The organism is Pantoea sp. PGP6, from assembly GCF_053474785.1.
Window position 1 is genome coordinate 3,284,751 of the sequence record NZ_JBQBMA010000001.1, and the last position, 25,222, is coordinate 3,309,972.

The following is a 25,222-nucleotide window of genomic DNA, read 5'->3' on the forward strand; positions in this document are numbered from 1 at the left end:
GATGCGTTCAATGCGCCCGGGCTGTTTCGTTCCCCCACGGCCAGATCCACGCCAGAATCATTTTAGGGTAGTTGCGTTTACGCGCTTTCTCCGCCGCCTCATCACGCTGCCTGATCTGCTCGTCGGTGAGATGCACTACCTGTCCCTGCGGCTGGTAGTCGCTGGCCTTGATCGGCGAATGCGCCTTGATCCAGTCGCGCAGCACCTGCGCATCTGGCACGCCGCTGTTAACGTAGCCAGCATGATTATCCAGCCGTGGATAGCCATCGCCGCCCGCGGCATTAAAACTGTTGGTCGCCATGCGATAGTGCTGCGTCTCCTCGAGCGGCTTACCGTTGATGCGGATATCGCTGACCTCTTTGCCGTCGGCCGTCAGGCTGATGCCGGCAAACTGGGCGTAGCCGCCTGAGTCAGGCTGGATATTGGCCACCACCGCCAGATATTTTTTGATCTCGGCACCGGTCAGGCTTACCGACACCACCTGATTGCCGAACGGCTGAACCTGCAGCAGATCGCGCCAGCTCAGTTTGCCGGTTTTAAGGGACGCGCGGATACCGCCGCCGCTCATCACCGCAAAGTCAGCCTGGGTATGCGCCATCTGTGCCCGTAAAATCAGCTGGCCGAGATTGGTTTGCTCAAAGCGCACCTGCTCTTTTTCGCCCCTGAAATCCCCCTCTGCGCTGCCGACATTGACGGTCAGCTTTGCTTCAGCCCGTTTCTGAAACGGCATCAGCAGCTTCATCATCGCACTGTTTTTCGGGATCTCCTGCTGCCAGGTGAGCCAGGTTTCACTGCCGTCGGCATTCTTCACCAGATGCTTAAGGTTAACCGGCACCAGCTGGTACGCCTCCAGCGTGACCTGACCATTACGGTAGGTGAAATCGCCGCGCCCGACATATTTGCCCCATTTATCCGCCTGCATGATCCAGATGCCGTTCTGTTTATCGGGCTGACACGGCTGGCCAGGCTGATAATTTTTCACGCTGACGTTCTCTTTTTCCATGCAGACTGCATCGTGCGAGTGACCGCCGACGATCAGGTCGAGGGTGCCGGCCGGCAGGCTGCGTGCCAGCGTGACATCACCGATGCCGTTACTGCCGTGCTTGCCGTCGTCGTAGTGGCCCAGATGCGTCAGCGCAACAATCACGTCCGGTTTCTCACTGGCGCGTAACTCTGCCACCGCTTTGATGGTTTCGGCGATCGGATCGCGGAATTCGACATCGGTTAAGCCCGCCGGGTTGGCCAGCCGGGCAGTATCGGGCGTAATCAGCCCCAGTACCGCAATTTTCAGGCCGAGACGATTGAACACCGCCCACGGTTTAAACATCCGCTCGCCGCTGCTTTTCTGATAGACATTAGCCGCCAGCAGCGGGAATCGTGCCCACTTCTCCTGCTTACGCAGCACCGCAATCGGCTTGTCGAATTCATGATTGCCGAGCGCCATTGCATCGTAACCAATCAGGTTCATGGCGCGAAAATCGGGTTCAGCATCCAGTTCATCCGATTCCGGCACCCCGGTGTTGACGTCGCCCGCCGAGAGGATTAATGCGCCGCCGCCTTTGGCCTGCACCTCATAGCGCAGCGTATCCATCAGCGTTTTTTGTGCTGCCAGACCATATTCACCCTGCGGATTGAACCAGAAGTGACCATGTTCATCATTGGTGTGCAGCAGGCTAAAGCGGTACGTGCGGTCAGGCTCTGCAGCCTGAGAAAACAGCGGCATCAGCGCCAGTACTAGCGCAACGCTCGATCCTGCCCATCGTGATAACAACACCGTTAATCTCCTTATTTCTGTCTGGCCCGTTTATCTCTGCGGGTTCGCTCACCGGGCTGCCCCACTGTTTCGCACATTCTTCTGATGAACTCAAGGCTAAAGCACGCGGCAGGCGTCAGTGACGATGAATTACGCCCCGGCGGGCAGCATAGTGAATGCCAGATGAAAGTGGATTGCGCCAACCTGACGGCTGACGGCCTGTCAAAACTGTGCCGGGCGACGGTTTAGCTGACGAATAGGGTCATTAGCCATTGATTCGCGTCACGCTTAGGGCATTTATCCGACGTAATCTTTATTTATCCGGCCTTTAATAATGCGCCAGCACGGCCGATATTAACGATAAGCAACCAAAATGGCCTTTCGGTTACGTTTTTCTCTCATTTAACCGATTTTTTCTGCTCTTCCCGCAAATTGCTCAGCGAAAGCGTCCATTTTGCATTAAACTTCTTTGTTACAAGCAGATACATTTGCATACAAGGAGACAGGCATGCATCACACCACACCGTTGATCACCACCATTGTCGGAGCACTGGTTCTGGCATTTCTCCTTGGGATGCTGGCAAACCGCCTGCGCATTTCACCGCTGGTCGGCTACCTGCTGGCTGGCGTGCTGGCCGGTCCCTTTACGCCAGGTTTTGTCGCCGATACTAACCTCGCGCCGGAACTGGCGGAGCTGGGGGTGATTCTGCTGATGTTTGGCGTTGGCCTGCACTTCTCGTTAAAAGACCTGATGTCGGTAAAGTCGATCGCCATTCCCGGTGCGGTCGCACAGATAGCGGTTGCGACGTTACTGGGAATGGGTCTGTCATGGACGCTGGGATGGTCGTGGATGACCGGCCTGGTGTTTGGCCTCTGTCTCTCCACCGCCAGTACCGTGGTGTTACTGCGGGCGTTAGAAGAGCGTCAGTTAATTGATAGCCAGCGCGGCCAGATCGCTATTGGCTGGCTGATTGTTGAAGATCTGGTGATGGTGCTGACGCTGGTATTGCTGCCGGCGATTGCTGGCATGATGGAACAGGGTAACGCCAGCGCCGGACTGCTGGCGTGGGACCTGCTGTGGACCATCGGTAAAGTGGCCGCCTTTATGGTGCTGATGATGGTGGTCGGACGGCGTGCCGTTCCGTGGATCCTCGCCCGCAGCGCCGCCACCGGCTCACGCGAACTGTTTACGCTGGCGGTGTTAGCGCTGGCGCTGGGGATTGCGTTTGGCGCGGTTGAATTCTTCGATGTCTCATTCGCGCTCGGCGCCTTCTTTGCCGGCATGGTGCTGAACGAATCTGAACTGAGCCACCGCGCCGCCCGCGATACCCTGCCGTTGCGCGATGCTTTCGCCGTGCTGTTCTTCGTCTCGGTCGGCATGCTGTTTGATCCGTCGATTCTGGTGACGCAGCCGCTGGCGGTGCTGGGTGCGCTGGTGATTATCGTGGTGGGCAAATCCGTTGCCGCCTGGCTGCTGGTGACGCTGCTGGGCCACTCCCGCCGTACCGCATTGACTATCTCGGTCAGCCTGGCGCAAATTGGCGAGTTCGCCTTTATTCTGGCCGGACTCGGCATCTCGCTCGGCCTGCTGAGCGATGAAGGCCGCAATCTGGTGCTGGCAGCGGCTATCCTGTCGATCATGATCAACCCGATCCTGTTTACCCTGCTGGAGCGTTTCCTGGCGAAAACCGAAACCATGGAAGAGCAGACGCTGGAAGAGGCGATCGAGGAAGAGAAGCAGATCCCGGTGGAGTTCTGCAATCACGCGGTCATCGTCGGCTATGGCCGGGTCGGCAGCCTGATCGGCCAGAAGCTGATTGAGGCCAACGTGCCGCTGGTGGTGGTTGAGAATTCCCGTCCACGCGTCGAAGCGCTGCGTGAGCGAGGCATTAAAGCGGTGCTGGGCAATGCAGCCCGGGCTGAAACCATGGAGCTGGCACGGCTGGATTGCGCCCGCTGGCTGTTGCTGACCATCCCGAATGGCTATGAAGCGGGTGAAGTCGTGACCGCCGCGCGCGAGAAGCACCAGAATATTGAGATCATCGCCCGGGCGCATTACGACGATGAGGTGGAGTACATCATGGAGCGCGGCGCGACCCGGGTGGTGATGGGCGAGCGTGAAATTGCCAGCAGCATGCTGCAGATTCTGCAGGATGAGATGAAGCAGGGAACAGATTTACATGCCTGCGACGTGGTGCGTTGATTCAGCCAGGGCCGGATAGCGGTGAGAGCGAGCCGGCACAGGGAACACGGCCAGATCGGTAAGACGCAAAAGCCCATCCCTGACTCGCCCGGCCCACGCGATTACGCACCTCATCCCTGAGGTGCGCCCAGAGCCGGGCCAACGCTTTGCGTTGTCTAAAAACGCGCCCGGCGTTTTATCCGGGCGACGGAACGCTTTCCTCTTCTGACCCTGTACCCTGTGCGTTGAGCTAATCCATTGCTGCCAGATTCAGCCTTATTTGAGTTTGTCAGCTATCTGACGCCCTGTGGCTGGCAGCTTAACGATCCCAGTAAGACTCTTCCAGACTGTCTTCCCGCTCCGGTAACCCGCGGGTTAAGCGCGGCGAATGCTGATTCAGAACCTGATAGCTTACGCGATTGGCATATTTACACACCTGCGCCAGCGATGAATAGGTCAGATAAGGGCGGGCGTGCTTGCTGGAATTGGGCACGTTGAGGCGATGGTAGTTGTTGGCGGTAATATCATGCAGTAACGCCGCCAGCGCGCCATCTCCGGCACCGTTGGTGTTCATGATCTTCTCCGGTCCGCCCATGTAGGGCGCAATGTGCGAGAAAATCCGCAGCGGCTGCTGACAATCCTGCTGGCGCATTACCCGGCTGAACTCATACTGGTTAAACTCAGCGATGGCACCCGGCAGCAGCGGATGGTTGGTTTTACGTTTGAACTCTTCTTCGGTATAACCCGCCATGTAGAGCCCGGTCGGCCCGGCAGTGCACAACACCAGATCCACCCACTCCAGCGCCATATCCGAGGCCAGCAGCGGATCGGCTTCGCCGGTCAGCGCCAGTGCTTCCTCTTCATTCATTGCCACGATAGTGACGTGCTCGCGCAGGAAGTCGCGCCAGAACTGGGGGTTATCGCCGATCACGTGTTTGGTGCCGAGCGTCAGCACCACCGGTACATTGTGACGTTTGGCGTACTCGATCGCCCGCAAGGTGGCCTGCGGCATCGGTTCACCCTCAGCGCAGCGCACCAGGTAGGAGGTCAGCACCAGCGCTGAAGCGCCGGCAATCACCGACTCCGGCACGTTATCGGGCTTGAGCTGGTTCATCTGGCCCGGGCTGATGGCAAACGTCCGCTCGCCATTCTCACCAATCAGCGTAAAGCAGCGGCCAATCGCACCATCAACCCCCTGCAGATAGTTGAGATCCATCCGGCTGGAGGTATTGCACAGATAGCGATAGGCGTAGCCGCCGATCTGGATGTTGTTGCACATCACGCCCAGCAGCACTGAACGGTCATCGGCCAGCACCGAGAAGTTATGCAGCGTGTTGCCAATGGTGCCACCGGCAAACTGGTGAGTGATCAGCGCATCGCGCATCAGTTCGTTGTAGAGCGCTTCCGCGACGGCATCGTCGATCACCAGTGAATGACCGGCACTCAGGCCATAACGGGTCAGGAAAGCCTCGTCGACTTTCGCTTCGATATCGACCAGCGTCTGATCGATGCCGACTACCCAGCTTCCCGCGTCAACATCGTGTTGAGCAGGCTGTAACAGGGGATCGCGTGCGCTGACCGGGAAGTAGTGTTTGGATTTGCGTTTGCCGGGAAATTTCATCGGGAATGCCGTCTGGAAAAACAGGCAGAGAATGATATCACACTCTCTGCCTTCGCTTTAACGGCGTGCGTTGACCAGCTGCACCATCATTTCGATGTGGGCTTCGTCGGCGTTGAGCGCCGGAATGTACTCAAACTTCTCGCCACCGGCGTGCATGAAGATTTCACAGTTTTCACCGCTGATCTCTTCCAGCGTCTCCAGACAGTCTGAAGAGAAGCCGGGGCTCATGACCTGCACATGCCTGATGCCTTTGGCCGGCAGGCTTTTCATGGTTTCGTCGGTGTAAGGCATCAGCCAGGGTTCGCGGCCGAAACGCGACTGGAAGGTCAGCATAAACTGGTCGTCACGCAGACCCAGCGCTTTGGTCAGTGCCGCAGTGGTATCGGCACAGCGCTGAGGATAGTCATCGCCTTCATTCGCGAAACGCTGCGGGATGCCGTGGAACGACATCACCAGCAGATCGGGCTGACCATGCTGCGCGAAAGATCGCTCTACTGACGCTTTCAGCGCGGCGATATAGGCCGGATGTTCGGCGTAATCGCGAATGAACTGCACCTCAGGCAACGAACGGTAATCTTTAAATACTGCGGTTAAACCATCCCACACCGCCGCCACCGTCGAGCAGGAGAACTGCGGATAGAGCGGCAGCACGATCAGGCGCGTTACGCCCTGCGCTATCAGCTTATCTACCGCACTTTTCATGCTGGGATTTCCGTAGCTCATGCCAAGCTCAACCGGCATATCGACACGTGCCGCCAGCGCATCACGCTGACGCTGGCTGTAAACCAGCAGCGGCGAGCCGCCTTCCATCCAGACCGAGGCGTAGAGTTTCGACACGCGCGGCGAGCGAAACGGCAGCACCACGCCATTGAGGATCGGCCACCAGAGCCAGCGCGGCGTATCGACCACGCGAGGATCGCTTAAAAACTGTTTCAGATAGCGTTTAACAGCAGGTGTGGTTGGGGCGTCTGGCGTACCTAAATTAACCAGTAACACGCCGGGCTTATCTTGCCTCATTGTGATTCCTTGATGACGACGGGGATGCGTGAAAACGAGGAAATTGTAGCGGAATTAGTGGGAGGTAAAAGCAATTACTGCAAAAGGGGCCAGTAATACCGGCCCCCTGGTGCTTAGCCGAGGATCTTCGCCAGCTCGGCACTCACTTCGGTCACTTTACGGGTGCCGTCAATTTTGTGATAGGCGGTGTGACCGGCTTCCGCTTCTTTGCTGTAATAGGCAATCAGCGGTGCGGTCATCTGATGGTATTCCACCAGGCGCTTACGCACGGTCTCTTCCTGATCGTCTTTACGGGTGGTCAGCTCTTCACCGGTAACGTCATCTTTACCTTCCACTTTCGGTGGATTGAAGGTGACATGGTAAACCCGGCCAGATGGCGTATGAACACGACGACCGACGATACGCTCAACGATCAGTTCATCCGGTACGGCGAACTCCAGCACGTGATCAACGGTGATCCCGGCTTCTTTCATCGCATCCGCCTGAGGAATGGTGCGTGGGAAACCGTCCAGCAGGAAACCGTTTTTGCAGTCTTCCTGAGTGATACGCTCTTTAACCAGCGCAATCACCAGCTCATCGGTTACCAGTTTGCCGGCATCCATAATGGCTTTCGCCTGGTTGCCCAGCTCGCTGCCTGCTTTTACCGCTGCACGCAACATGTCGCCGGTGGAGATTTGCGGAATGCCATATTTCTCCATGATGAATTGGGCCTGAGTCCCCTTACCTGCGCCCGGAGCTCCGAGCAGAATAATACGCATTGCGTAAATCCCCTTGCGAATCGCATTGATCTATCTGAGAAGGCGAAGAACATACCATTATGACCCGCTCATCACAAGGAAGGGCGCGGATCGCACCCGTCTACTTTACTGCCTTTCCGGCCCGATAGCAGCGCCTGTCGAGCGGCCCGCGCCTTTTTCAGATTTACCGCCGCACCCCAATAAGGTCTGCAATCGCTTGCCCAGCTGGTGGGTCATATTGATGCTCTTTTTGCCGCTGCCGCGCACGTTGGCATTAAGCTGCAGCCGCGCCTGCTGTGGCCATTTCACCACATCCTCCGCGTCACACAGGGTGGTGATGATCGCCGGCGGCAGATTAAAACTGGCAAAAGGCAAGCCGGGCTGATGGCTGGAATGCAGTGACAGCGGGCCGGGAAGCGACAGCGCATCCACGGTCGCGGCGTTATACGGCCGCCACTGCGGATCGTCAAAACGGCGCAGCGCCGCGTCGACGGCCGTCAGACTCAGCCCCTGTTCAAACAGGCGCAGTTCGCTGCGCACCAGCGTACTGAAATCACAGGTGCGCAGCGCCACCAGCACCAGATCGCCACAGATCTCAGCGTGACGATCCAGCCGGGTGACAAACAGATGCGCATCATCGATCAGATTATGGTGCAGCACGCTGGCAAAGCTTTCGCTCGCCTCAGTGACGCCCTGATTCTGGCAATCGCGCAGCGGGCGAACCCGCGCGTTGGGCAAATCGACGTGTGGCACCAGCATGATGTTACCGGCCATCAGCGGGATCGCCGGCAAAATGTTGAGTTCAGTCACCGGATAGTGTGAGGCGTAGCGTGTCTGATTGCGCGCCTGCTCCTGGCGCAAAAACAGCTGTGACAGTAGCACCCGCGCTATATGCAGCGAAGGGGCGAAGAAGAGATCGAACTGCTCCAGCTTGTAAAAACGTGAGAGTGCCAGCCGCAAACGGTCGCGCGTCTCTGACGGCGTGGCAGAGGAAGATGGAGCATATGCCATGAGCGTCTCGTTTTCGTTGTAGTGCAGCATAAGAGAAGGTGAAATGCGGCGGAATATCAGGAGGACACATAGATAATATGCTGAGTCAACCCGCCAGAATCTGCCCTGTAGAGTAGGTCAATGCGGCTGGACTTTAAAATGATATAAATGAACAATCCTTGTTAGATTTTTAAACAGGGGATGAGGATGACCGGACTGCCACCGCTGAGGGCGCTGCACTATTTTCACCAGGCGGCATTACACAGCAGCTTTAGCGTGGCGGCGGACCGTCTGCACGTCACGCACAGTGCGATCAGCCATCAGATACGTCAGCTGGAAAGCTGGATGGGCAAACCGCTGTTTGTTCGCAGCAACGGCCGCGTAAAGTTAACCTCACACGGTGAACGCCTGCTGCAGAGCTGTCAGCAGGCGTTCAGTGAACTGCGCAGCAGCTGTGAAACCATCCGCACCGGCCTGCGCCAGTATATCAGCGTCTCCTGCGCCCCGAGTTTTTTGTCACAGTGGCTGATCCCACGCATCGCCAGCTTTTACCAGCGCTACCCCGGGATTGAGATCCGCTTCCAGCCGCTGGCGGATCTGTCGCAGCTGCGCAGTGAACATGTCGATGTGCTGATTCTGAGCCACAGCGCGCGCCCTGAAAGCGACATTGACGCCATGCTGATCAGTGAAGATGAGATCGGTCCGCTGTGCGCACCGCAGTTTGCCCGTCAGTTACAGAGCGGCAACGATTTGCGCTCCCTGCCGCTGCTGCATGCCGATACGCGGCTGCACGCCTGGTCAGAATGGGCGGAAAAAGCCGGTATCAGCGGCAACTTTAGCGGGGGTCAGCATTTCGATAGCCTGACTCTGGGTATCCAGGCAGCGCGCAGTGGACTGGGCGTGTTAATGGCGCCCCATTTGCTGGTGCGGCAGGAGCTGGAGGATGGCACGCTGATCGCACCGCTGGGGTTTGTTCGCGTTGAACGTGCGACCTGGATGTTGACCCGACAGAGCCGCTCTCCTGAGCCGGAAATTAGTCTGTTTCGGGACTGGCTGCGTGAGGCCGCGCAGCCATAAAAAAAGCCGGTGAGGGTCACCGGCTTTTTGGGTTATGCCGTCAGCAGCTGATTCATGCGACGGATAAACTGGTTTGGATCGTCGAGCGTGCCGCGTTCTGCCAGCAGCGCCTGATCCAGTAACAGTTCGATCCACTCGCCGAAGCGCGCTTCATCCTGGGTGTCCGCCACGCGTTTCACCAGCGAATGATCCGGGTTGATCTCGAAGATGTACTTCACTTCCGGCACTTCCTGACCGGCCGCAGCAAACAGCTTCGCCATCTGGGTAGTCATTTCGTTGGCATCGGTGGTGACGATCGCTGGCGTGTCGGTCAGACGATGAGTCAGACGCACCTCTTTCACCCGCTCGCCCAGCAGGGTTTTCACCCGCTCAACAAACGGCTCCAGCGCTTTTTCCGCCTCTTTCTGCTCTTCGGTCTCTTCATCCGCCAGTTTGCTCAGCGAATCATCCGCTTTGCTCACCGACTGGAAAGTTTTACCGTCGAACTCAGTCAGGTAGCTCATCATCCACTCATCGATGCGATCGGAGAGCAGCAGCACTTCAATGCCTTTCTTACGGAACAGCTCGAGGTGCGGGCTGCTCTTCGCCGCGGCATAGCTATCTGCGGTGATGTAGTAAATCTTCTCCTGTCCTTCCACCATCCGGCTGACGTAATCTTCCAGCGAAACGGTTTGCGCCGCGCCTTCGCTCTGGGTAGTGGCAAAACGCAGCAGTTTCGCAATCGCTTCCTGGTTAGCGTGATCTTCAGCCGGGCCCTCTTTCAGCACCAGACCGAACTCTTTCCAGAATGTCTGGTATTTTTCGCTGTCGTCTTTCGCCAGTTTTTCCAGCATCTGCAGGGTGCGTTTGGTCAGCGCGCCGCGCAGGCTCTGGGTGACCCGGCTATCCTGCAGGATCTCACGGGAGACGTTAAGCGGCAGGTCATTCGAGTCGATCAGACCGCGGACGAAGCGCAGGTAGTTCGGCATAAACTGTTCGGCGTCGTCCATGATGAAGACGCGCTGTACGTAAAGTTTCAGGCCATGCTTGTGCTCGCGGTTCCACATATCAAACGGTGCGCGCGCCGGAATGTAGAGCAGGCTGGTGTATTCCTGCTTACCTTCCACCCGGTTATGGCTCCAGGCGACCGGATCGCTGAAGTCATGGGCAATGTGCTTGTAAAACTCGTTGTACTCTTCGTCGCTGATCTCTGACTTGTTGCGGGTCCACAGCGCCTGGGCTTTGTTAATTTTTTCCCAGTGGGTGCTGTCGCTCTCTTCATCTTTGCTTTCGATTTCAACCGGCAGCGCAATGTGATCGGAATATTTGCTGATGATGTTGCGAACGCGCCACGCGTCGAGGAATTCATCTTCGCCTTCGCGCAGATGCAGGGTGATTTCGGTACCGCGATCGGCTTTCTCAATGTCCGCCAGGGTATATTCACCCTCGCCCGCCGATTCCCAGAATACGCCTTCGTCAGCCGAGGCACCGGCCGCACGGGTCCGCACGGTGACCTTATCCGCCACGATGAAGGCAGAGTAGAAGCCCACCCCGAACTGTCCAATCAGCTGGCTGTCTTTCGCCTGATCGGAGCCCAGCGATTCAAGAAACGCTTTAGTACCCGATTTTGCGATGGTACCGAGGTTCTCAATCACCTCGTCACGACGCATACCGATACCGTTGTCGCTCAGGGTCAGGGTGCGGTTGTCCTTGTCAACAGAGAGACGGACGCGCAGTTCACCGTCGCCTTCATACAGGCTGGCATCCGACAGCGCACGGAAACGCAGTTTGTCTGCCGCATCCGAGGCGTTGGAAATCAGCTCACGCAGGAAAATCTCTTTGTTTGAATAGAGAGAATGGATCATCAGGTGCAGAAGTTGTTTTACTTCCGACTGAAAGCCACGGGTCTCTTGTCCTTTCATGGTCATTGCTACCTCAACAAAACAGGTTGAACAAACGTTGAGGTTGATGTGGGGATGACGGCGAGGTTTTCAAGCCGGTGTCTGTCACAACACCGGCAAGCGGTTAAAATTTAATCTTGTGGCGGCCCGCCAGCGAATGGGAGAGCGTGGTGCCATCGACCATTTCCAGCTCACCGCCAACCGGCACTCCGTGCGCGATGCGGCTGGCGTCTACGCCATACTGACCGCACAGCTCGGCGATATAGTTAGCGGTCGCTTCCCCTTCCACCGTCGGGTTGGTGGCGAGGATGACTTCCTGAATGGTTTCGCTTTCCAGTCGCTGCTCAAGGCGATCCAGACCGATATCGGCCGGGCCAATGCCGTCAAGCGGTGACAGGTGCCCCATCAGCACGAAGTAACGACCGGCAAACTGGCCCGTTTGCTCAATGGCGTGGATATCCGCCGGGCTCTCTACCACGCAGATCAGACCATTCTGCTGACGCCGTGGATTGGCGCAAATGGTGCAGATCTCCTGCTCGGTAAAGGTACGGCAATCGGCACAGTGGCCGATTTCCGACATCGCCCGGGTCAGTGCCTGCGCCAGGCGCATCCCGCCGCTGCGATCGCGTTGCAGCAGCTGAAAAGCCATGCGCTGCGCCGATTTCGGCCCAACGCCGGGCAGACAGCGCAGCGACTCCATCAATGATTCAAGCAGTGGGCTGGTTTGCATCAGAACGGCATCTTGAAGCCTGGTGGCAGCTGCATACCGGAGGAGACAGACGCCATCTTCTCTTTCTGGGTTTCATCGATGCGGCGTGCAGCATCGTTGAACGCCGCAGCGATCAGATCTTCCAGCATATCTTTGTCATCTTCCAGCAGGCTGGGATCGACTTCGACGCGGCGGCAGTTGTGAGCACCGTTGATGGTGACTTTCACCAGGCCTGCGCCTGATTCACCGGTCACTTCCAGCGCGGCGATCTCTTCCTGAACCTTGGCCATTTTGTCCTGCATCTGCTGGGCCTGTTTCATCAGGTTGCCCAATCCGCCTTTACCAAACATATTTTTCTCTCTCAGCTGAGGCCACAACGCTATCGTTGAGATAGCGGCAGCGTGTTCAAACAGGTCGGATACTCTCTTCATCCAGATCGGCATCGAAAAACCGCTGTAACGTCTGAATGTGGGTATCGCAAGTGATCGACTGACGCGCCTGCGCCAGTTTCTCTTCGTAAATGGCCTGACGCCACTCAAGTGGTGTCAACACCGATGAATTATCGTCTTCAACCACCGAGAGTTCAACTGCCTGCCCGGCAGCCTCACTCAGGGCGGCGCTTAACACCTGCTGAGCAGATGCCGAATTAAGGTGGCGCTGGCTGGAACGCAGATGCAGACAGACACCGGTTTCGGTGGTCTCTTTCCAGGCATTCAGCGCCAGCTGCTGCACCAGTTTAGGCAGCGGCAGCGAAGCAATTTCAGCCGCCCACGGATCGCGCTGCTGCGCTTCTTCCGCCAGACGCGCCGCCAGCTCAGGGGTTTTCTCATGCTCCAGCGCAGAACGCAAGGCCTTTGGCGTGGCAACCGGTTCCGCCACCACCACCGGCTGGGTTTGCGCCTTCCAGCGATACGCCTCTTCTTTTACCGGCGCAGCAGGCTCACGCTCGCGGATACGCTGCTGGCTGCGCTCGGTAACCGAGGCCAGCCGCTCCAGCGCGGAGTTGGCCGGCCGCGCACCTGGCGCCGCCGGCTCACTCTTTTTTGGCTTGTTCGCTCCCTGACGCAACAACTGGGTGCGCGCCTGCAGGAGCTGACTGGTGGAACTGGAAAGGGCATTATCCGCGGCGGCGGCAGGCGGTGGCGTCGCGGCCTGCGGCGCAGGATCGGGCGCGGCCATCTGCGGCTGCGCAGCAATCTGCTGCTGGCTGGGCGACGAGGCAACCGGCGACGGCGCGGAGGCGGCTGGCCGGGCTGGCGGCTGAGCCTGCGCGGAAGACGACGGCGCGGTTACTGGCCGGCCAGCCGGCGGAGCCGAGGATGCCATTCCCTGCGACGACGCGTGTTCCACCGGCGCGACCGGGGCCGACTGTTGCGTTAACGTCGGCCGGGCAATCGGTTCCGCCACTGCGGTTTTAGGGTGGAAGGCCAGCGCCCGCAGCAGCGTCATCTCAACGCCCATCCGGCGATCTGGCGCAATCGGCAGATCTTTACGGCCCATCAGCAAGGTCTGATAGTAGAGCTGCAGATCGGCTGGCGGCACCACGCGTGCCAGTTCACGCAGCCTGAGCGCGTTACTTTCGTCGTCGTCATTCAGCGAGGCTGGCAACAGCTGCACCATGGCAATCTGGTGCAGTAAGCGCAGCATTTCAACCAGCAGCGCTTCCCACTCCACACCGCGCGATGCGGCCTGACTCAGCAGCGACATCACCTGCTGACCATCGCCGTCAACCAGCGCTTCCAGCAGGCCGAGCGGCTGTTCGTCATCCAGCGTGCCGAGCATGGCGCTGACCGTGGTGCTGGTCACTGCGCCCTGCCCCATCGCAATCGCCTGGTCGGTCAGACTCAGCGCATCACGCATGCTGCCGTCAGCCGCGCGCGCCAGCAATTGCAGCGCCCGCGTTTCGCTGTCGATGTGCTCCTGCTGCAGAACATGCTCAAGCTGCTGTCGGATCTGATCGACATCCAGCGCTTTGAGATGAAACTGCAGGCAGCGAGACAGGATAGTCACCGGCAGCTTCTGCGGATCGGTGGTCGCCAGCAGGAATTTAACGTGTGATGGTGGTTCTTCCAGCGTCTTCAACAGCGCATTGAAGCTGTGACGCGACAGCATGTGCACTTCATCAATCAGATAGACTTTGAAGCGGCCGCGCGCCGGTGCGTACTGCACGTTATCGAGCAGATCGCGGGTGTCTTCGACTTTTGTACGCGACGCGGCATCGATCTCAATCAGATCGACAAAACGGCCCTGCTCAATCTCCCGGCAATTATCACACTGACCACATGGCGTGGCGGTGATACCGGTTTCGCAGTTAAGGCCCTTGGCCAGCAGACGCGCAATGGTGGTTTTCCCTACGCCGCGTGTGCCGGAGAAGAGATAAGCATGGTGGATACGTCCCAGAGACAATCCATTCGCCAGCGCCGTCAGAACGTGTTCCTGACCGACAACATCAGCAAAAGCCTGGGGACGCCATTTTCGCGCAAGTACCTGATAGCTCATGTGGATTCGACGAAGTTGGATGGAAAAGGTGAGCGCAGACGCTCTGCAACCCCTGTACAGGATTGCAGTAGTCTAACAGCTACGCTTTTGCCTGGCACTCGTTATCTTGAACGAGAAGGCGTGACGACCCTGCCGCCTGGCAAGGCCGAAAAATGGCTTAATGGCCGGGGAAATTGACCAGGCTGTAGCTCTCAACGCCAAGGGCTTTCAGGCGCGTTTCACCGGTCAGATCGAACAGGTTGATAATGAACGCGGCATCCCGGACTTCGCCGCCTGCGCGACGAATCAGCTTAACGGTCGCTTCAATGGTGCCGCCGGTTGCCAGCAGATCGTCCACCACCAGCACCACGTCACCTGGCTGAATCGCATCTTTATGCAGTTCCAGCCGATCGGTGCCGTACTCCAGCTCGTAAGATTCGCTGTACGTTTCACGCGGCAGCTTGCCTGGCTTACGCACCGGAACAAAACCTACGCCCAGGCCTAACGCCACCGGCGCGCCGAACAGGAAACCACGTGCTTCAGTGCCCACCACTTTGGTGATGCCTTTGTCACGGTAGCGCTCCACCAGCAGCGCGATAGCGGCGGCATAGGCTTTAGGATCTTCCAGCAGGCTGGTGACATCACGGAACAGGATGCCCGGCTTGGGATAATCAGGGATGCTTTTAATGCTGTTTTTAATGAATTCAAGCTGCTGCGCAGTGTCGGTCATAATGATACGCCTGGTAAAAAATTCTGTTTCGCGCAGCTTCAATAGCGCCAATACCTGGTAAAAGGCTCAGCGGAAGTCAATTCACAAAGGGAAGCCACGCACGAAGACGCCCAAATCTAAGCAAATGACCGGATAATTGCAACTTTATCGCGGCGGCGGCGGCGCGTCCGCTGTTTCTGCCACCACCGGTATCCGCCACATAAACAGCAGCAGTGCCGCCAGCATCAGCAGCAGCATAATCCGCACCCACCAGAGCGAGACCAGCATGATGGAAATCGCAAAGGTCACCACAATCAGGCAGATAGCCCGCCCTTTCGCTCCAGGCGGCATAGCACGATGCTGCTGCCAGTGGCGCAGGTAACGGCCAAACGGCGAGCGCCACAGCAGCCAGTGATGAAAGCGCGGCGAGGAGCGGGCAAAGCACCAGGCGGCCAATAGCATAAATGGCGTGGTGGGTAATAATGGTAATACAATGCCCAGGGTTCCCAGCACAACCGCCAGCCAGCCGAGGGTTAATAACACAATGCGTTGCATGAATGCCGCCCAACTCTTTCCTGATCCCCTTACGTTAGCACAACTGAGCCTGACGCCATGAGCCTGATCACCGCACAACAGCGTCTGCAACATCTCCTTATTACGCTGCGTCAGGATATTGCGACCCATCCCGACGGACAGTGCCGGCTTCCCCGCTTCGACAGCCAGCTGTTTCGCAGCAAAGGCACCCGCCTCGCCGATTATCTGGCGGAGGTGGAACAGAACTTTACCCGGCTGTGCGACAGCGCCGGCGATCCGGACCGCAGCGCCTGGCTGGCTGAGCGGCTGGTCGATCAAATTGCCGCGCTGCAACGGGAAGCCAGCACGCAGCAGCTGCGCACCCGCCGGGAAAAGCCGCTGAGCAACCCACGAGTCTCGAAGTATCAGGAGTATCGTGAATATGAGCGGCGCCTGCTGGCGATGATCGATCAGCGCGAACAGCGGCTGGCGCTGGCGGAAACCCTGGCGGTTCAGCACCAGCTGAAACACGATCTTGAGACGTTAGAAGGCCGTCTGGCACGCTGCCGGCAGGCGATTCGTTCGGTAGAGTGGGCATTATCGCTGCGCGGCGACCAGCAAGAGGAATAAAGCGCAGCGGTAAAAAAGCGCTTCTATACTCGATAGGGTTCGGTACGGAGGAGAATAATGGGTTTATTCATCTGGCTACTCAGCGGATTGCTGTTAGGGTTGCTTAAGCGCATTGTGATGCCGGGCCGACCCGGCGGCCTGTTCGCGACCCTGACGCTGTCGATGATTGGCGCGCTGATTGGCGGCTATATTGCCAGCTATTTTGAATTGGGTAGCCTGGCGACGCTGCATATGGGCGCTTTAGCTATGGCGATTGCCGGTTCACTATTAATGCTGCTGGTGGCAGCAAAATTACGTATATAGGAGGAGAGATGTCGCTGGAGAATGCCCCGGATGACGTTAAACTGGCGGTCGATTTAATTCAGTTGCTGGAAGAGCACCAGCTGCCGGTGGAGACGGTATTATCCGCGCTGGCGATGGTGCAGCGCGATTTCGAAAATAAACGCGATCGTCAGCCGCCGGTTTAGGCGCGAGCGGTCAGGGTCGGGCTGAGACGCAGCATATCGATAAAAGCGTCGACCAGCGCCGGCGCGTCACCGGCTAAATCAAAGCTTTCGGGCGTAAATAACCAACTTTCCATCATGCCGTTAACGTAACCGCGCATAATCAGCGCGGCCTGACGGGTATTAAGGCTGCCGGGAAGCTGTTCCGCTTCGATACACTGACGCAGAATATCTTCAATTTTGTCGTAGCATTCGAGCAGTAAGCTTTGCTGGATATTCTTCAGCGACGCCATTTCGCCAACAAATTCGCATTTATGGAAAATGATCTCCATCAGAGCGCGGCGTTGTGGATCGTTTGCTGTCGCGTCAAAGATATAGACCAACATGGCGCGTAAAACAGAAAGTGGATCGCCCGGGTATTTTGTTTGATACTCAAGTTCCACGTCATCCAGCCCGGCATCACAACGAAGCCAGATTTCATGCAGAACATCGGCTTTATTTTTGAAATGCCAGTAGATGGCCCCGCGCGTGACGCTGGCCGCCGAAGCAATATCCGCCAGTGAAGTGGCAGAAACGCCCTGTTGCGAGAACAGGACAATGGCGGCATCAAGAATTTGGTGCCGCGTTTCAAGTGCTTGCGCTTTGGTTTTTCGTGCCATAAGGGACTTTTTTTACAAACGGGTAAGTTTACATACATTTGTGAATGTATGTACCATAGCATGACCCGCGATTTGACGCAGCAATGGGTTCTTCGGATTGTGATCCATTGATCAATTGATATCGGACACTAGAGGTTTATTTATGAATAAAATCAGAGGATTATCGCCTCTGGCGGCCGTCCTGATGCTATCAGGCAGCTTTTTGTTAACAGGATGTGATAACAATAAATCCGAACAAGCCGCCCAACAACAGGCGCCAGAAGTGGGCGTAGTCACGTTAAAAACCGAGCCACTGAAAATTTCCACCGAATTGCCTGGCCGTACCTCTGCATATCGCGTGGCCGAAGTGCGTCCTCAGGTTTCCGGTATCATTCTGAAGCGTAATTTTATTGAAGGCAGCGATGTCAAAGCGGGTCAGTCGCTTTATCAGATCGATCCTGCTACCTATCAGGCCGCTTATGACAGTGCGAAAGGCGATCTGGTGCAGGCAGAAGCTAATGCCCGCATCGCTCAGCTGACCGTTAAACGTTACAAGCCACTGCTTGGCACCAAATATATCAGTCAGCAGGACTATGACACCGCCGTCGCTACGGCCGCGCAGAACGATGCTGCGGTTCAGGTGGCTAAGGCTAACGTCGAAACCGCCCGTATCAATCTGGCTTATACCAAAGTCACCTCGCCGATCAGTGGTCGCATCGGCAAATCATCGGTCACCGAAGGTGCCCTGGTGCAGAGCGCGCAAACCACCGCGCTGGCCACCGTGCAGCAACTTGACCCGATGTACGTTGACGTGACCCAGTCGAGCGAAGATTTCATGCGCTTACGTTCCGAACTGGAATCCGGTCAGCTGAAGCAAAACGACGGTAAAGCCAATGTGACGCTGCTGATGCAAAACGGCAGCACTTACTCTCAGCCAGGTACGCTGGAATTCTCTGACGTCACCGTCGATGAAACCACCGGCTCTATCACCCTGCGCGCTATCTTCCCGAACCCGAACCATGCGCTGTTACCGGGCATGTTCGTGCGTGCGCGTCTGGATGAAGGCACCAACCCTAATGCGCTGCTGGTTCCGCAACAGGCGGTAACCCGTACCCCAACCGGTCAGGCGACCGTGATGGTGGTCGGTGCAGACAATAAAGTGGAAGCGCGTACCGTTACGGCCGCACAAGCGATTGGCGATAAGTGGTTAGTGACCGACGGCGTGAAAGCGGGTGAACGTGTGATCAGTACTGGTCTGCAACGTGCTAAACCTGGCGCGCAGGTCACCCCACAAGAAGTCTCAGACGATGCTAAAGCTGCACCCGATTCAAAGTCGCCATCTGATAAGTCATCGTCATAACAGGAGCCGTTGATTCATGGCTAAGTTCTTTATCGATCGCCCCATCTTTGCGTGGGTGCTCGCCATCATCATCATGTTGGCTGGTGCGCTATCGATTCTCAAACTTCCGATCGAGCAATATCCCAATGTTGCGCCGCCGGCGATTGAGATTCAGGCCACCTACCCAGGTGCGGATGCGAAAACACTGCAGGATTCGGTGACCCAGGTCATCGAACAAAACATGAACGGTATCGATGGACTGATGTATATGTCCTCGAGCAGTGACTCATCCGGTACGCTGACGCTGACCATTTCGTTTGAGTCAGGTACCGATGCGGATATCGCGCAGGTTCAGGTGCAGAACAAACTGCAACTGGCGATGCCGCTGCTGCCGCAGGAAGTGCAACAGCAGGGGATTCAGGTTAAAAAATCCTCCAGCAGCTTCCTGATGGTCGCCGGCTTCATCAGTGACGATGACAACATGACTCAGAATGATATTTCTGACTTTGTTTCATCTAACATCAAAGACCCGCTGAGCCGTACGCCTGGCGTCGGTGATACTCAGGTGTTTGGTGCGCAGTATGCGATGCGTATCTGGATGGATCCGCACAAGCTGAATAACTACAACCTGACGCCGGTTGACGTCATCAGCGCGCTGAATACTCAGAACGCCCAGGTTGCTGCCGGTCAGTTAGGCGGTACGCCGCCGGTGCCGGGCCAGCAGCTGAACGCCTCAATCATTGCGCAGACCCGTCTGACCTCAACCGATGAGTTCGGCAAAATCCTGCTCAAAGTGAATGAGGATGGCTCGCAGGTGCGTCTGCGTGACGTGGCGAAAATTGAACTCGGTGCTGAAAACTACGAGATCATCGCCCGTTATAACGGCAAACCGGCCTCCGGTATCGGTATTAAACTGGCTACCGGCGCCAATGCGCTGGATACCGCAAATGCGGTGAAAGCGGAGCTGGGAAAACTGCAGTCCTCCTTCCCGGCTGGCCTGAAAGTGGTTTATCCGTACGACACCACGCCATTCGTTAAGATCTCTATCTTCGAAGTGGTGAAAACGCTGTTAGAAGCGATCGTGCTGGTGTTCCTGGTGATGTATCTGTTCCTGCAGAACTTCCGCGCCACGCTGATCCCAACGATTGCCGTGCCGGTGGTACTGTTAGGGACCTTTGCGGTTATCAGCGCCTTTGGTTATTCGATCAACACCCTGACGATGTTCGGGATGGTGCTGGCCATCGGTCTGTTGGTGGATGATGCCATCGTGGTGGTCGAGAACGTTGAGCGTGTGATGGCGGAAGAGGGATTACCGCCAAAAGAAGCGACCCGACGTTCGATGGAGCAGATTCAGGGTGCGCTGGTTGGTATCGCCCTGGTGCTGTCGGCGGTATTTATCCCGATGGCCTTCTTTGGCGGATCGACCGGGGTTATCTATCGTCAGTTCTCCATCACTATCGTTTCGGCGATGGCGCTGTCAGTACTGGTGGCGTTGATCCTGACGCCAGCACTCTGTGCCACCCTGCTGAAGCCGGTGAAAAAAGGCGATCACGGTAAAACCACCGGTTTCTTCGGCTGGTTTAACCGTCTGTTCGACAAGAGCACCAACCATTACGTCGACAGCGTTGGCCACATCATTCGCAGCACTGGCCGTTATCTGGTGATCTATCTGGTCATTGTGGTCGGCATGGCATTTCTGTTCCTGCGTTTACCTTCTTCATTCTTACCTGAAGAGGACCAGGGCCTGCTGCTGGCACAGGCGCAGTTGCCTGCTGGCGCGACCCAGGAACGTACTCAGAAAGTGCTGGACCAGGTTACCGACTACTTCCTGACCAAAGAGAAGGACTCGGTTAAGTCGGTGTTTACCGTTAACGGCTTTGGCTTTGCCGGTCGTGGACAGAACACCGGTATCGCCTTCGTCAGCCTGAAGCCGTGGGATGAACGTAGCAGTAGCGACCTGAAGGTACCGGCGATTGCGGGCCGTGCCATGCAGGCGCTGGGCGCGATCAAAGATGCGATGGTGATTCCATTTAACCTGCCAGCGATTATCGAACTGGGTAATGCCACCGGCTTCGACTTTGAACTGATCGATCAGGCTAACCTGGGTCACGAAAAGTTAACCCAGGCACGTAATCAGCTGTTCGGCATGATTGCTCAGCATCCGGATACTCTGGTAGGCGTCCGTCCGAACGGATTGGAAGATACGCCGCAGTACAAGCTGATTGTCGATCAGGAGAAAGCACAGGCGCTGGGAGTATCGTTAAGCGATATCAATACCACGCTGGCGGCCTCGTGGGGCGGCTCTTACGTCAACGACTTCATCGACCGCGGTCGTGTGAAGAAGGTGTACGTTATGGGTCAGGCAGACTCGCGTATGCTGCCGGACGACATTGGTAAATGGTATGTCCGCAACGGCAGCGGAACCATGGTGCCCTTCTCGGCCTTCTCGTCCGCGAAATGGCAGTACGGTTCACCGCGTCTTGAGCGTTACAACGGTCTGCCGGCGATGGAGATCCTCGGACAGGCTGCGCCTGGTAAGAGCTCCGGTGCGGCAATGGATCTGATGGAAGAGCTGGCGTCGAAACTGCCTGCCGGTATCGGTTATGACTGGACCGGGATGTCTTATCAGGAACGTCTGTCAGGCAACCAAGCGCCGGCGCTGTACGCAATCTCGCTGATTGTGGTCTTCCTCTGTCTCGCCGCATTGTATGAGAGCTGGTCGATTCCGTTCTCCGTGATGCTGGTGGTACCGCTCGGGGTAGTCGGTGCGCTGATCTTCACCACGCTGCGTGGTTTAAGTAACGACGTCTACTTCGTGGTGGGGTTACTGACAACCATTGGCCTCTCGGCGAAGAACGCCATTCTGATCGTCGAATTTGCTAAAGATTTGATGGAAAAAGAGGGCAAAGGGCTGGTTGAAGCGACGCTGGAAGCCTGTCGTATGCGTTTGCGTCCTATCCTGATGACGTCACTGGCGTTCATTCTCGGGGTACTGCCGCTGGCGATCAGTACCGGTGCCGGTTCTGGTGCGCAGAACGCCGTTGGTACCGGCGTAATGGGCGGTATGGTTACCGCAACCGCGCTGGCTATCTTCTTCGTTCCGGTGTTCTTCGTGGTGGTGCGTCGCCGCTTCGGTAAGAACAAAGCGGAGATCGAAAAAGGTCATCCGGTTGAACACAACCAGACTCACTAAGATCTGACTGACAGTATAAAAGGCCGCGCAAGCGGCCTTTTTTTATGGCGGCTGTCGCTGCTCGCTGGCGGGCGCGATGATGCTGCTGTTGTTTACTGACGGGTCACGCTAGCCTTTCTGCTCTCTTCCGCCGTTCCCTTACTGACGGATCGCGCTGGTCTTTCTGCTGCCTGCTGTCGTTTCCTCACTGACGGATTGCGCTGACTCTGCCCGGAGTATGACTGCCAGCGCTGCGCTCCCCTGCCCTCACTTTTAGCTCCGCTCTTCCCGGTGGTTGCAATCTCAACAGAGCCGGCGCATAATATTGTTATATTATAACATTACAAAAGAGGCATTATTATGAAAACCGCTATTCATCCTGAGTATCGCCACGTGGTGTTTCACGACACTTCGGCTGACGTCTGGTTCAAAATCGGTTCGACTATCCGCACCGACCGTACCGTGGAATTCGAAGGCGAAACCCTGCCTTACGTGACGCTTGATGTCTCGTCAGCCTCGCACGTGTTTTATACCGGTAAACAGAAAGATTTCGCCAAAGAGGGCAGCACCGCACGCTTTAACCAGCGTTTTGGTCGCTTCCTGGGTCATAAGTAAGGGAGAGGACGATGCAGGTATTAAGCTCGCTGCGTTCAGCAAAAAAGCGCCACCGGGATTGCAAAGTGGTGCGTCGCAAAGGCCGTATTTACGTGATTTGCAAAACCAATCCGCGCTTCAAAGCGGTACAGGGAAGAAAGAAAAAACGCTAGTTTGTGTCGTGATGACTGGCCGGGCATGCCCGGCCTTTTTTATGTTTATTGCATGCTTTTCAGCATCGCTTTGACGTTATGTTTGAATGCCGCTTCATAGGTGGGCGCCGGACCCGCCGCCGGCGACAGCGCTTCAGGGTAAAGCTCCCCGCCGGGCTGTGCGCCGGTCGCGCTGGCAATCTGCTTCACCAGCCGCGGATCGGTCTGATTCTCAATGAAGTAACGCTGGATATGCTGCTGCTTCAGTTGGGTGATCAGGCTTCCCACCTCACTGGCGCTGGCCTCCGCTTCGGTGGAGAAACCGACCGGTGCGAGGAATGTAATGCCATATCGCTGGCCAAAATAGCCAAACGCATCGTGACTGGTCAGCACCTTGCGTCGTTCGGCGGGCACCTGGTCGAAAGCCGTTTTTGCCCAGCGGTCCAGCGCCTGCAACTGCTGAATATAGTTTTCACCGCGCTGACGGATCTGTGCAGCATCATCTGGGTCCGCCTTTACCAGCGCATTCATTACGTTAGTGGCGTAAATTACGCCGTTCTGCATACTGTTCCAGGCATGCGGGTCAGTGATGGTTTTGCCCTCCTCTTCCATGCTACGGGTGGTAATCCCGGTTGACGCCACCACCGGCTGGCCGCGATAACCCGACGCGCTGACCAGCCGATCCATCCACCCTTCCAGGCCTAAACCGCTGACAAACACCAGATCGGCTTTTGCCAGCGCCTGGCTGTCCTGCGGCGTCGGTTCAAAGGTATGCGGATCGCCATCCGGCCCGACCAGGCTTTTAACCCGCACATGGTCACCGCCGACCTGTTTAACGATGTCCGCCAGCACGGTAAAACTGGCGACCACATCCACCGTTTTTGCCATCGCTAATGGCGCGACAAATAGCGCAGCCAGCGCCAGACTAACCGGTAATTTCTTCATCAATACCCCTTTAAGTTTAATGGCGGCGCAAAATACCACCGCACGGCCCTGTCAGAATTGAAACAAAAAACAGCATCGCGGCACTCAGCACCACGGCGGGTCCGGCCGGCAGTGAAAAGTGCCAGGAGAATATCAGGCCAGCCAGAGCTGAGATCACGGCCATCAGGATGGCAATCGCCAGCATGGCGGCGAGATGGCGACTCCAGAAGCGTGCGCTGGCGGCGGGCAGCATCATTAAGCCGACCGACATCAGGGTGCCGAGCACCTGGAAACCCGCCACCAGATTGAGCACCACCAACATCAGAAACAGGCCATGTACCAGCGGCGCACTCCACCTGCCCTGCGCCCGCAGGAAGTCACTGTCAAAAGCATCAATTACCAGCGGCCGGTAGAGTATCGCCAGCAGGATCAGAGTGAAGGCGGCGATGCCTCCGACCAGCAGCAGCGCGCCGTTATCAACCGCCAGCAGCGATCCGAACAATACGTGCAGCAGATCCACGCTTGAACCGCGCAGTGAGACCAGCGTGACGCCAAGCGCCAGCGAACCAAGATAAAAACCGGCGAAGCTGGCATCCTCTTTTAGCGGCGTATAGCGACTGACCGCGCCGGAGAGCAGCGCCACCGCCAGCCCGGCAATTAATCCGCCCATGCCCATCGCCACCAGCGACAGCCCGGAGATCAGGTAACCGATGGCGGCCCCGGGTAACACGGCATGCGATAGCGCATCACCAATCAGACTCATGCGACGTAGCGAGAGAAACACGCCCAGCGGGGTGGCGCTGATTGCCAGCGCGATACAGGCCACCAGCGCACGCCGCATGAAACCAAATTCAAGAAAAGGCTGAATCAGCGTCACGGCGCGACCTCCTGTAACGGGAAAGGGCTGACGGGACGATGCGTGAAGGTGCCGTCATCCAGTGACAGCAGGTCGCTGAAGTAGCGCGCGACCAGCGGGCGATCGTGCAGTACCACCAGCAAGGTGGTCCCCGCCTGCTGCTGCCGCTCAAGTATCGACATCAGTAAGCTGACGGTCTGGCTGTCAATGCCGTTAAAGGGTTCGTCCAGCAACCACAACCGGCTGCGCTGCAACATCAGTCGGGCAAACAACACCCGCTGTAGCTGGCCGCCAGATAAGGTGACCGGTTGCGCATCGGCATAATCACGCATCTGCACCGCGTCCAGCGCCTGCCAGATCTCCTGACGCAGCGCCCGGTTGATGCCGCCAAACCAGCCGCAGCGCGGCCAGCAGCCGATCGATACCAGTTCATACACCGTCAGCGGAAAACGGGTTTCCAGTTCGCTGCGCTGGGGCAGCCAGCCGGTATCACGGCGGCTCACCTGCAAGCGGCACTCGCCTTTCACCGGCGGTAATAAGCCAGCGATGGTTTTCAGCAGCGTTGATTTGCCGCTGCCGTTTGCGCCCACCAGAGCGGTCATACTGCCGGGCGCAAGCCGGCCGGTTATTGCGGGCGTCACCTCCTTGCCCTGGTAACCCACCTGTAGCGCGTTAAACGCAATCATTCGCTGACACCCCACCACATTGCTGCCGCCAGTAACGCAATGAGGATCATCGCCACCGTCAGCCGTCCTGCCAGAGACATCAAAAGCCCACTCTGCTGCATCGCCATACCTATAATGTTATA

24 protein-coding genes and 1 other annotated feature are annotated in these 25,222 nt (G+C 57.2%); of the genes, 9 read left to right on the plus strand and 15 right to left on the minus strand.

The features are described 5' to 3' along the window. Positions 1–7: 7 nt before the first annotated feature. Entirely contained in the window at positions 8–1,774 is a 1,767-nt protein-coding gene (gene ushA / locus ACLIBF_RS16045) for a bifunctional UDP-sugar hydrolase/5'-nucleotidase UshA (protein WP_069727957.1), read from the minus strand. 487 nt (positions 1,775–2,261) lie between these two features. On the opposite strand from ushA, the gene ybaL reads away from it, so the two are divergent. After that, positions 2,262–3,956, plus strand: coding sequence for a YbaL family putative K(+) efflux transporter (ybaL, locus tag ACLIBF_RS16050; protein WP_031376056.1), 1,695 nt, complete (start codon positions 2,262–2,264; stop codon positions 3,954–3,956). Between the two features lie 298 nt (positions 3,957–4,254). Here ybaL and ACLIBF_RS16055 read toward each other — a convergent pair whose 3' ends face one another. The 4 genes from ACLIBF_RS16055 to ACLIBF_RS16070 form a co-directional block, all read right to left on the minus strand. Continuing rightward, positions 4,255–5,556 (minus strand): inosine/guanosine kinase, encoded by a 1,302-nt coding sequence (locus tag ACLIBF_RS16055; protein ID WP_046288478.1) that lies wholly within the window; start codon positions 5,554–5,556, stop codon positions 4,255–4,257. 57 nt (positions 5,557–5,613) lie between these two features. Next, on the minus strand, positions 5,614–6,573 hold the full coding sequence (gene hemH, locus ACLIBF_RS16060; protein ID WP_448310107.1) for a ferrochelatase: 960 nt from the start codon (positions 6,571–6,573) through the stop codon (positions 5,614–5,616). 113 nt (positions 6,574–6,686) lie between these two features. Then, positions 6,687–7,331 carry an adenylate kinase gene (gene adk / locus ACLIBF_RS16065; protein ID WP_031376054.1) on the minus strand — a complete coding sequence of 215 codons (645 nt, stop codon included), beginning with the start codon at positions 7,329–7,331 and terminating at the stop codon, positions 6,687–6,689. A gap of 105 nt (positions 7,332–7,436) precedes the next feature. Further along, positions 7,437–8,321 (minus strand): DUF6024 family protein, encoded by an 885-nt coding sequence (locus tag ACLIBF_RS16070; protein ID WP_279809554.1) that lies wholly within the window; start codon positions 8,319–8,321, stop codon positions 7,437–7,439. Positions 8,322–8,507: 186 nt separating this feature from the next. Here ACLIBF_RS16070 and ACLIBF_RS16075 point away from each other — a divergent pair, with 186 nt between their 5' ends. Then, entirely contained in the window at positions 8,508–9,377 is an 870-nt protein-coding gene (locus tag ACLIBF_RS16075; RefSeq protein WP_279809555.1) for a LysR substrate-binding domain-containing protein, read from the plus strand. Positions 9,378–9,409: 32 nt separating this feature from the next. Here the strand turns inward: ACLIBF_RS16075 and htpG are convergent, their stop codons facing one another. The 6 genes from htpG to ACLIBF_RS16105 all read right to left on the minus strand — a co-directional run bounded on the left by htpG (position 9,410) and on the right by ACLIBF_RS16105 (position 15,708). Beyond that, complete coding sequence (gene htpG, locus ACLIBF_RS16080; protein WP_046288479.1) at positions 9,410–11,284, minus strand: molecular chaperone HtpG; 1,875 nt, start codon at positions 11,282–11,284, stop codon at positions 9,410–9,412. Between the two features lie 97 nt (positions 11,285–11,381). Further along, entirely contained in the window at positions 11,382–11,987 is a 606-nt protein-coding gene (gene recR / locus ACLIBF_RS16085; RefSeq protein WP_031377861.1) for a recombination mediator RecR, read from the minus strand. Then, on the minus strand, positions 11,987–12,316 hold the full coding sequence (locus ACLIBF_RS16090; RefSeq protein ID WP_031377860.1) for a YbaB/EbfC family nucleoid-associated protein: 330 nt from the start codon (positions 12,314–12,316) through the stop codon (positions 11,987–11,989). Before ACLIBF_RS16090 ends, recR begins: the two co-directional genes overlap by 1 nt. Before the next feature lie 55 nt (positions 12,317–12,371). Next, complete coding sequence (dnaX, locus tag ACLIBF_RS16095; RefSeq protein WP_279809556.1) at positions 12,372–14,465, minus strand: DNA polymerase III subunit gamma/tau; 2,094 nt, start codon at positions 14,463–14,465, stop codon at positions 12,372–12,374. Next, positions 12,969–13,030, minus strand: a sequence feature (DnaX frameshifting element). (Overlaps the previous gene by 62 nt.) A 157-nt stretch (positions 14,466–14,622) precedes the next feature. Beyond that, positions 14,623–15,174: an adenine phosphoribosyltransferase gene (apt, locus tag ACLIBF_RS16100; protein ID WP_031374646.1), complete on the minus strand. Its 552-nt coding sequence runs from the start codon at positions 15,172–15,174 to the stop codon at positions 14,623–14,625. Positions 15,175–15,318: 144 nt separating this feature from the next. Beyond that, positions 15,319–15,708, minus strand: a complete 390-nt coding sequence (locus ACLIBF_RS16105; RefSeq protein WP_279809557.1) for a DUF454 family protein — start codon at positions 15,706–15,708, stop codon at positions 15,319–15,321. Positions 15,709–15,765: 57 nt separating this feature from the next. On the opposite strand from ACLIBF_RS16105, the gene priC reads away from it, so the two are divergent. From priC to rsmS, 3 genes are read left to right on the plus strand one after another with little or no spacing between them, the layout of a single operon-like run. Further along, positions 15,766–16,296, plus strand: a complete 531-nt coding sequence (priC, locus tag ACLIBF_RS16110) for a primosomal replication protein PriC (RefSeq protein WP_069727953.1) — start codon at positions 15,766–15,768, stop codon at positions 16,294–16,296. A gap of 57 nt (positions 16,297–16,353) precedes the next feature. Further along, positions 16,354–16,599, plus strand: coding sequence for a membrane protein (locus tag ACLIBF_RS16115; RefSeq protein WP_031374649.1), 246 nt, complete (start codon positions 16,354–16,356; stop codon positions 16,597–16,599). A gap of 8 nt (positions 16,600–16,607) precedes the next feature. Next, a complete protein-coding gene (rsmS, locus tag ACLIBF_RS16120; RefSeq protein ID WP_069727952.1) occupies positions 16,608–16,763 on the plus strand; it encodes a pleiotropic regulatory protein RsmS in 156 nt (51 codons plus the stop codon). On the opposite strand, the gene acrR is transcribed toward rsmS, so the two are convergent. After that, positions 16,760–17,398, minus strand: coding sequence for a multidrug efflux transporter transcriptional repressor AcrR (gene acrR / locus ACLIBF_RS16125; RefSeq protein WP_031374650.1), 639 nt, complete (start codon positions 17,396–17,398; stop codon positions 16,760–16,762). The two genes, rsmS and acrR, sit on opposite strands and share 4 nt — an antisense overlap. 142 nt (positions 17,399–17,540) lie before the next feature. Here acrR and ACLIBF_RS16130 point away from each other — a divergent pair, with 142 nt between their 5' ends. The 4 genes from ACLIBF_RS16130 (at position 17,541) to ykgO (ending at position 22,655) form a co-directional block, all read left to right on the plus strand. Then, complete coding sequence (locus ACLIBF_RS16130) at positions 17,541–18,737, plus strand: efflux RND transporter periplasmic adaptor subunit (protein ID WP_031374651.1); 1,197 nt, start codon at positions 17,541–17,543, stop codon at positions 18,735–18,737. A 16-nt stretch (positions 18,738–18,753) separates the two neighbouring features. Then, complete coding sequence (locus tag ACLIBF_RS16135) at positions 18,754–21,909, plus strand: multidrug efflux RND transporter permease subunit AcrB (RefSeq protein ID WP_046288481.1); 3,156 nt, start codon at positions 18,754–18,756, stop codon at positions 21,907–21,909. A gap of 339 nt (positions 21,910–22,248) precedes the next feature. Further along, positions 22,249–22,503 carry a type B 50S ribosomal protein L31 gene (locus tag ACLIBF_RS16140; protein WP_031374652.1) on the plus strand — a complete coding sequence of 85 codons (255 nt, stop codon included), beginning with the start codon at positions 22,249–22,251 and terminating at the stop codon, positions 22,501–22,503. Between the two features lie 11 nt (positions 22,504–22,514). Then, on the plus strand, positions 22,515–22,655 hold the full coding sequence (gene ykgO, locus ACLIBF_RS16145) for a type B 50S ribosomal protein L36 (protein ID WP_031374653.1): 141 nt from the start codon (positions 22,515–22,517) through the stop codon (positions 22,653–22,655). Positions 22,656–22,700: 45 nt separating this feature from the next. Here ykgO and ACLIBF_RS16150 read toward each other — a convergent pair whose 3' ends face one another. Genes ACLIBF_RS16150 through ACLIBF_RS16160 form a run of 3 tightly spaced genes read right to left on the minus strand, consistent with a single transcriptional unit; the run spans position 22,701 to position 25,100 of the window. Further along, entirely contained in the window at positions 22,701–23,579 is an 879-nt protein-coding gene (locus tag ACLIBF_RS16150) for a metal ABC transporter substrate-binding protein (RefSeq protein ID WP_448310110.1), read from the minus strand. Positions 23,580–23,595: 16 nt separating this feature from the next. Beyond that, positions 23,596–24,435, minus strand: a complete 840-nt coding sequence (locus tag ACLIBF_RS16155) for a metal ABC transporter permease (protein WP_031374655.1) — start codon at positions 24,433–24,435, stop codon at positions 23,596–23,598. Then, the gene (locus ACLIBF_RS16160; RefSeq protein WP_031374656.1) at positions 24,432–25,100 is read right to left on the minus strand and encodes a metal ABC transporter ATP-binding protein; all 669 of its coding nucleotides are present in this window, start codon (positions 25,098–25,100) and stop codon (positions 24,432–24,434) included. Before ACLIBF_RS16160 ends, ACLIBF_RS16155 begins: the two co-directional genes overlap by 4 nt. Between the last annotated feature and the right edge of the window lie 122 nt (positions 25,101–25,222).

What these genes read in the sequence shown, in the direction of transcription:
- ybaL (WP_031376056.1), top strand. Translation starts at nt 2,262, where the DNA reads ATGCATCACACCACACCGTTGATCACCACCATTGTCGGAGCACTGGTT.
- ACLIBF_RS16055 (WP_046288478.1), bottom strand. Translation starts at nt 5,556, where the DNA reads ATGAAATTTCCCGGCAAACGCAAATCCAAACACTACTTCCCGGTCAGC.
- hemH (WP_448310107.1), bottom strand. Translation starts at nt 6,573, where the DNA reads ATGAGGCAAGATAAGCCCGGCGTGTTACTGGTTAATTTAGGTACGCCA.
- adk (WP_031376054.1), bottom strand. Translation starts at nt 7,331, where the DNA reads ATGCGTATTATTCTGCTCGGAGCTCCGGGCGCAGGTAAGGGGACTCAG.
- ACLIBF_RS16070 (WP_279809554.1), bottom strand. Translation starts at nt 8,321, where the DNA reads ATGGCATATGCTCCATCTTCCTCTGCCACGCCGTCAGAGACGCGCGAC.
- ACLIBF_RS16075 (WP_279809555.1), top strand. Translation starts at nt 8,508, where the DNA reads ATGACCGGACTGCCACCGCTGAGGGCGCTGCACTATTTTCACCAGGCG.
- htpG (WP_046288479.1), bottom strand. Translation starts at nt 11,284, where the DNA reads ATGACCATGAAAGGACAAGAGACCCGTGGCTTTCAGTCGGAAGTAAAA.
- recR (WP_031377861.1), bottom strand. Translation starts at nt 11,987, where the DNA reads ATGCAAACCAGCCCACTGCTTGAATCATTGATGGAGTCGCTGCGCTGT.
- ACLIBF_RS16090 (WP_031377860.1), bottom strand. Translation starts at nt 12,316, where the DNA reads ATGTTTGGTAAAGGCGGATTGGGCAACCTGATGAAACAGGCCCAGCAG.
- dnaX (WP_279809556.1), bottom strand. Translation starts at nt 14,465, where the DNA reads ATGAGCTATCAGGTACTTGCGCGAAAATGGCGTCCCCAGGCTTTTGCT.
- apt (WP_031374646.1), bottom strand. Translation starts at nt 15,174, where the DNA reads ATGACCGACACTGCGCAGCAGCTTGAATTCATTAAAAACAGCATTAAA.
- ACLIBF_RS16105 (WP_279809557.1), bottom strand. Translation starts at nt 15,708, where the DNA reads ATGCAACGCATTGTGTTATTAACCCTCGGCTGGCTGGCGGTTGTGCTG.
- priC (WP_069727953.1), top strand. Translation starts at nt 15,766, where the DNA reads ATGAGCCTGATCACCGCACAACAGCGTCTGCAACATCTCCTTATTACG.
- ACLIBF_RS16115 (WP_031374649.1), top strand. Translation starts at nt 16,354, where the DNA reads ATGGGTTTATTCATCTGGCTACTCAGCGGATTGCTGTTAGGGTTGCTT.
- rsmS (WP_069727952.1), top strand. Translation starts at nt 16,608, where the DNA reads ATGTCGCTGGAGAATGCCCCGGATGACGTTAAACTGGCGGTCGATTTA.
- acrR (WP_031374650.1), bottom strand. Translation starts at nt 17,398, where the DNA reads ATGGCACGAAAAACCAAAGCGCAAGCACTTGAAACGCGGCACCAAATT.
- ACLIBF_RS16130 (WP_031374651.1), top strand. Translation starts at nt 17,541, where the DNA reads ATGAATAAAATCAGAGGATTATCGCCTCTGGCGGCCGTCCTGATGCTA.
- ACLIBF_RS16135 (WP_046288481.1), top strand. Translation starts at nt 18,754, where the DNA reads ATGGCTAAGTTCTTTATCGATCGCCCCATCTTTGCGTGGGTGCTCGCC.
- ACLIBF_RS16140 (WP_031374652.1), top strand. Translation starts at nt 22,249, where the DNA reads ATGAAAACCGCTATTCATCCTGAGTATCGCCACGTGGTGTTTCACGAC.
- ykgO (WP_031374653.1), top strand. Translation starts at nt 22,515, where the DNA reads ATGCAGGTATTAAGCTCGCTGCGTTCAGCAAAAAAGCGCCACCGGGAT.
- ACLIBF_RS16150 (WP_448310110.1), bottom strand. Translation starts at nt 23,579, where the DNA reads ATGAAGAAATTACCGGTTAGTCTGGCGCTGGCTGCGCTATTTGTCGCG.
- ACLIBF_RS16160 (WP_031374656.1), bottom strand. Translation starts at nt 25,100, where the DNA reads ATGATTGCGTTTAACGCGCTACAGGTGGGTTACCAGGGCAAGGAGGTG.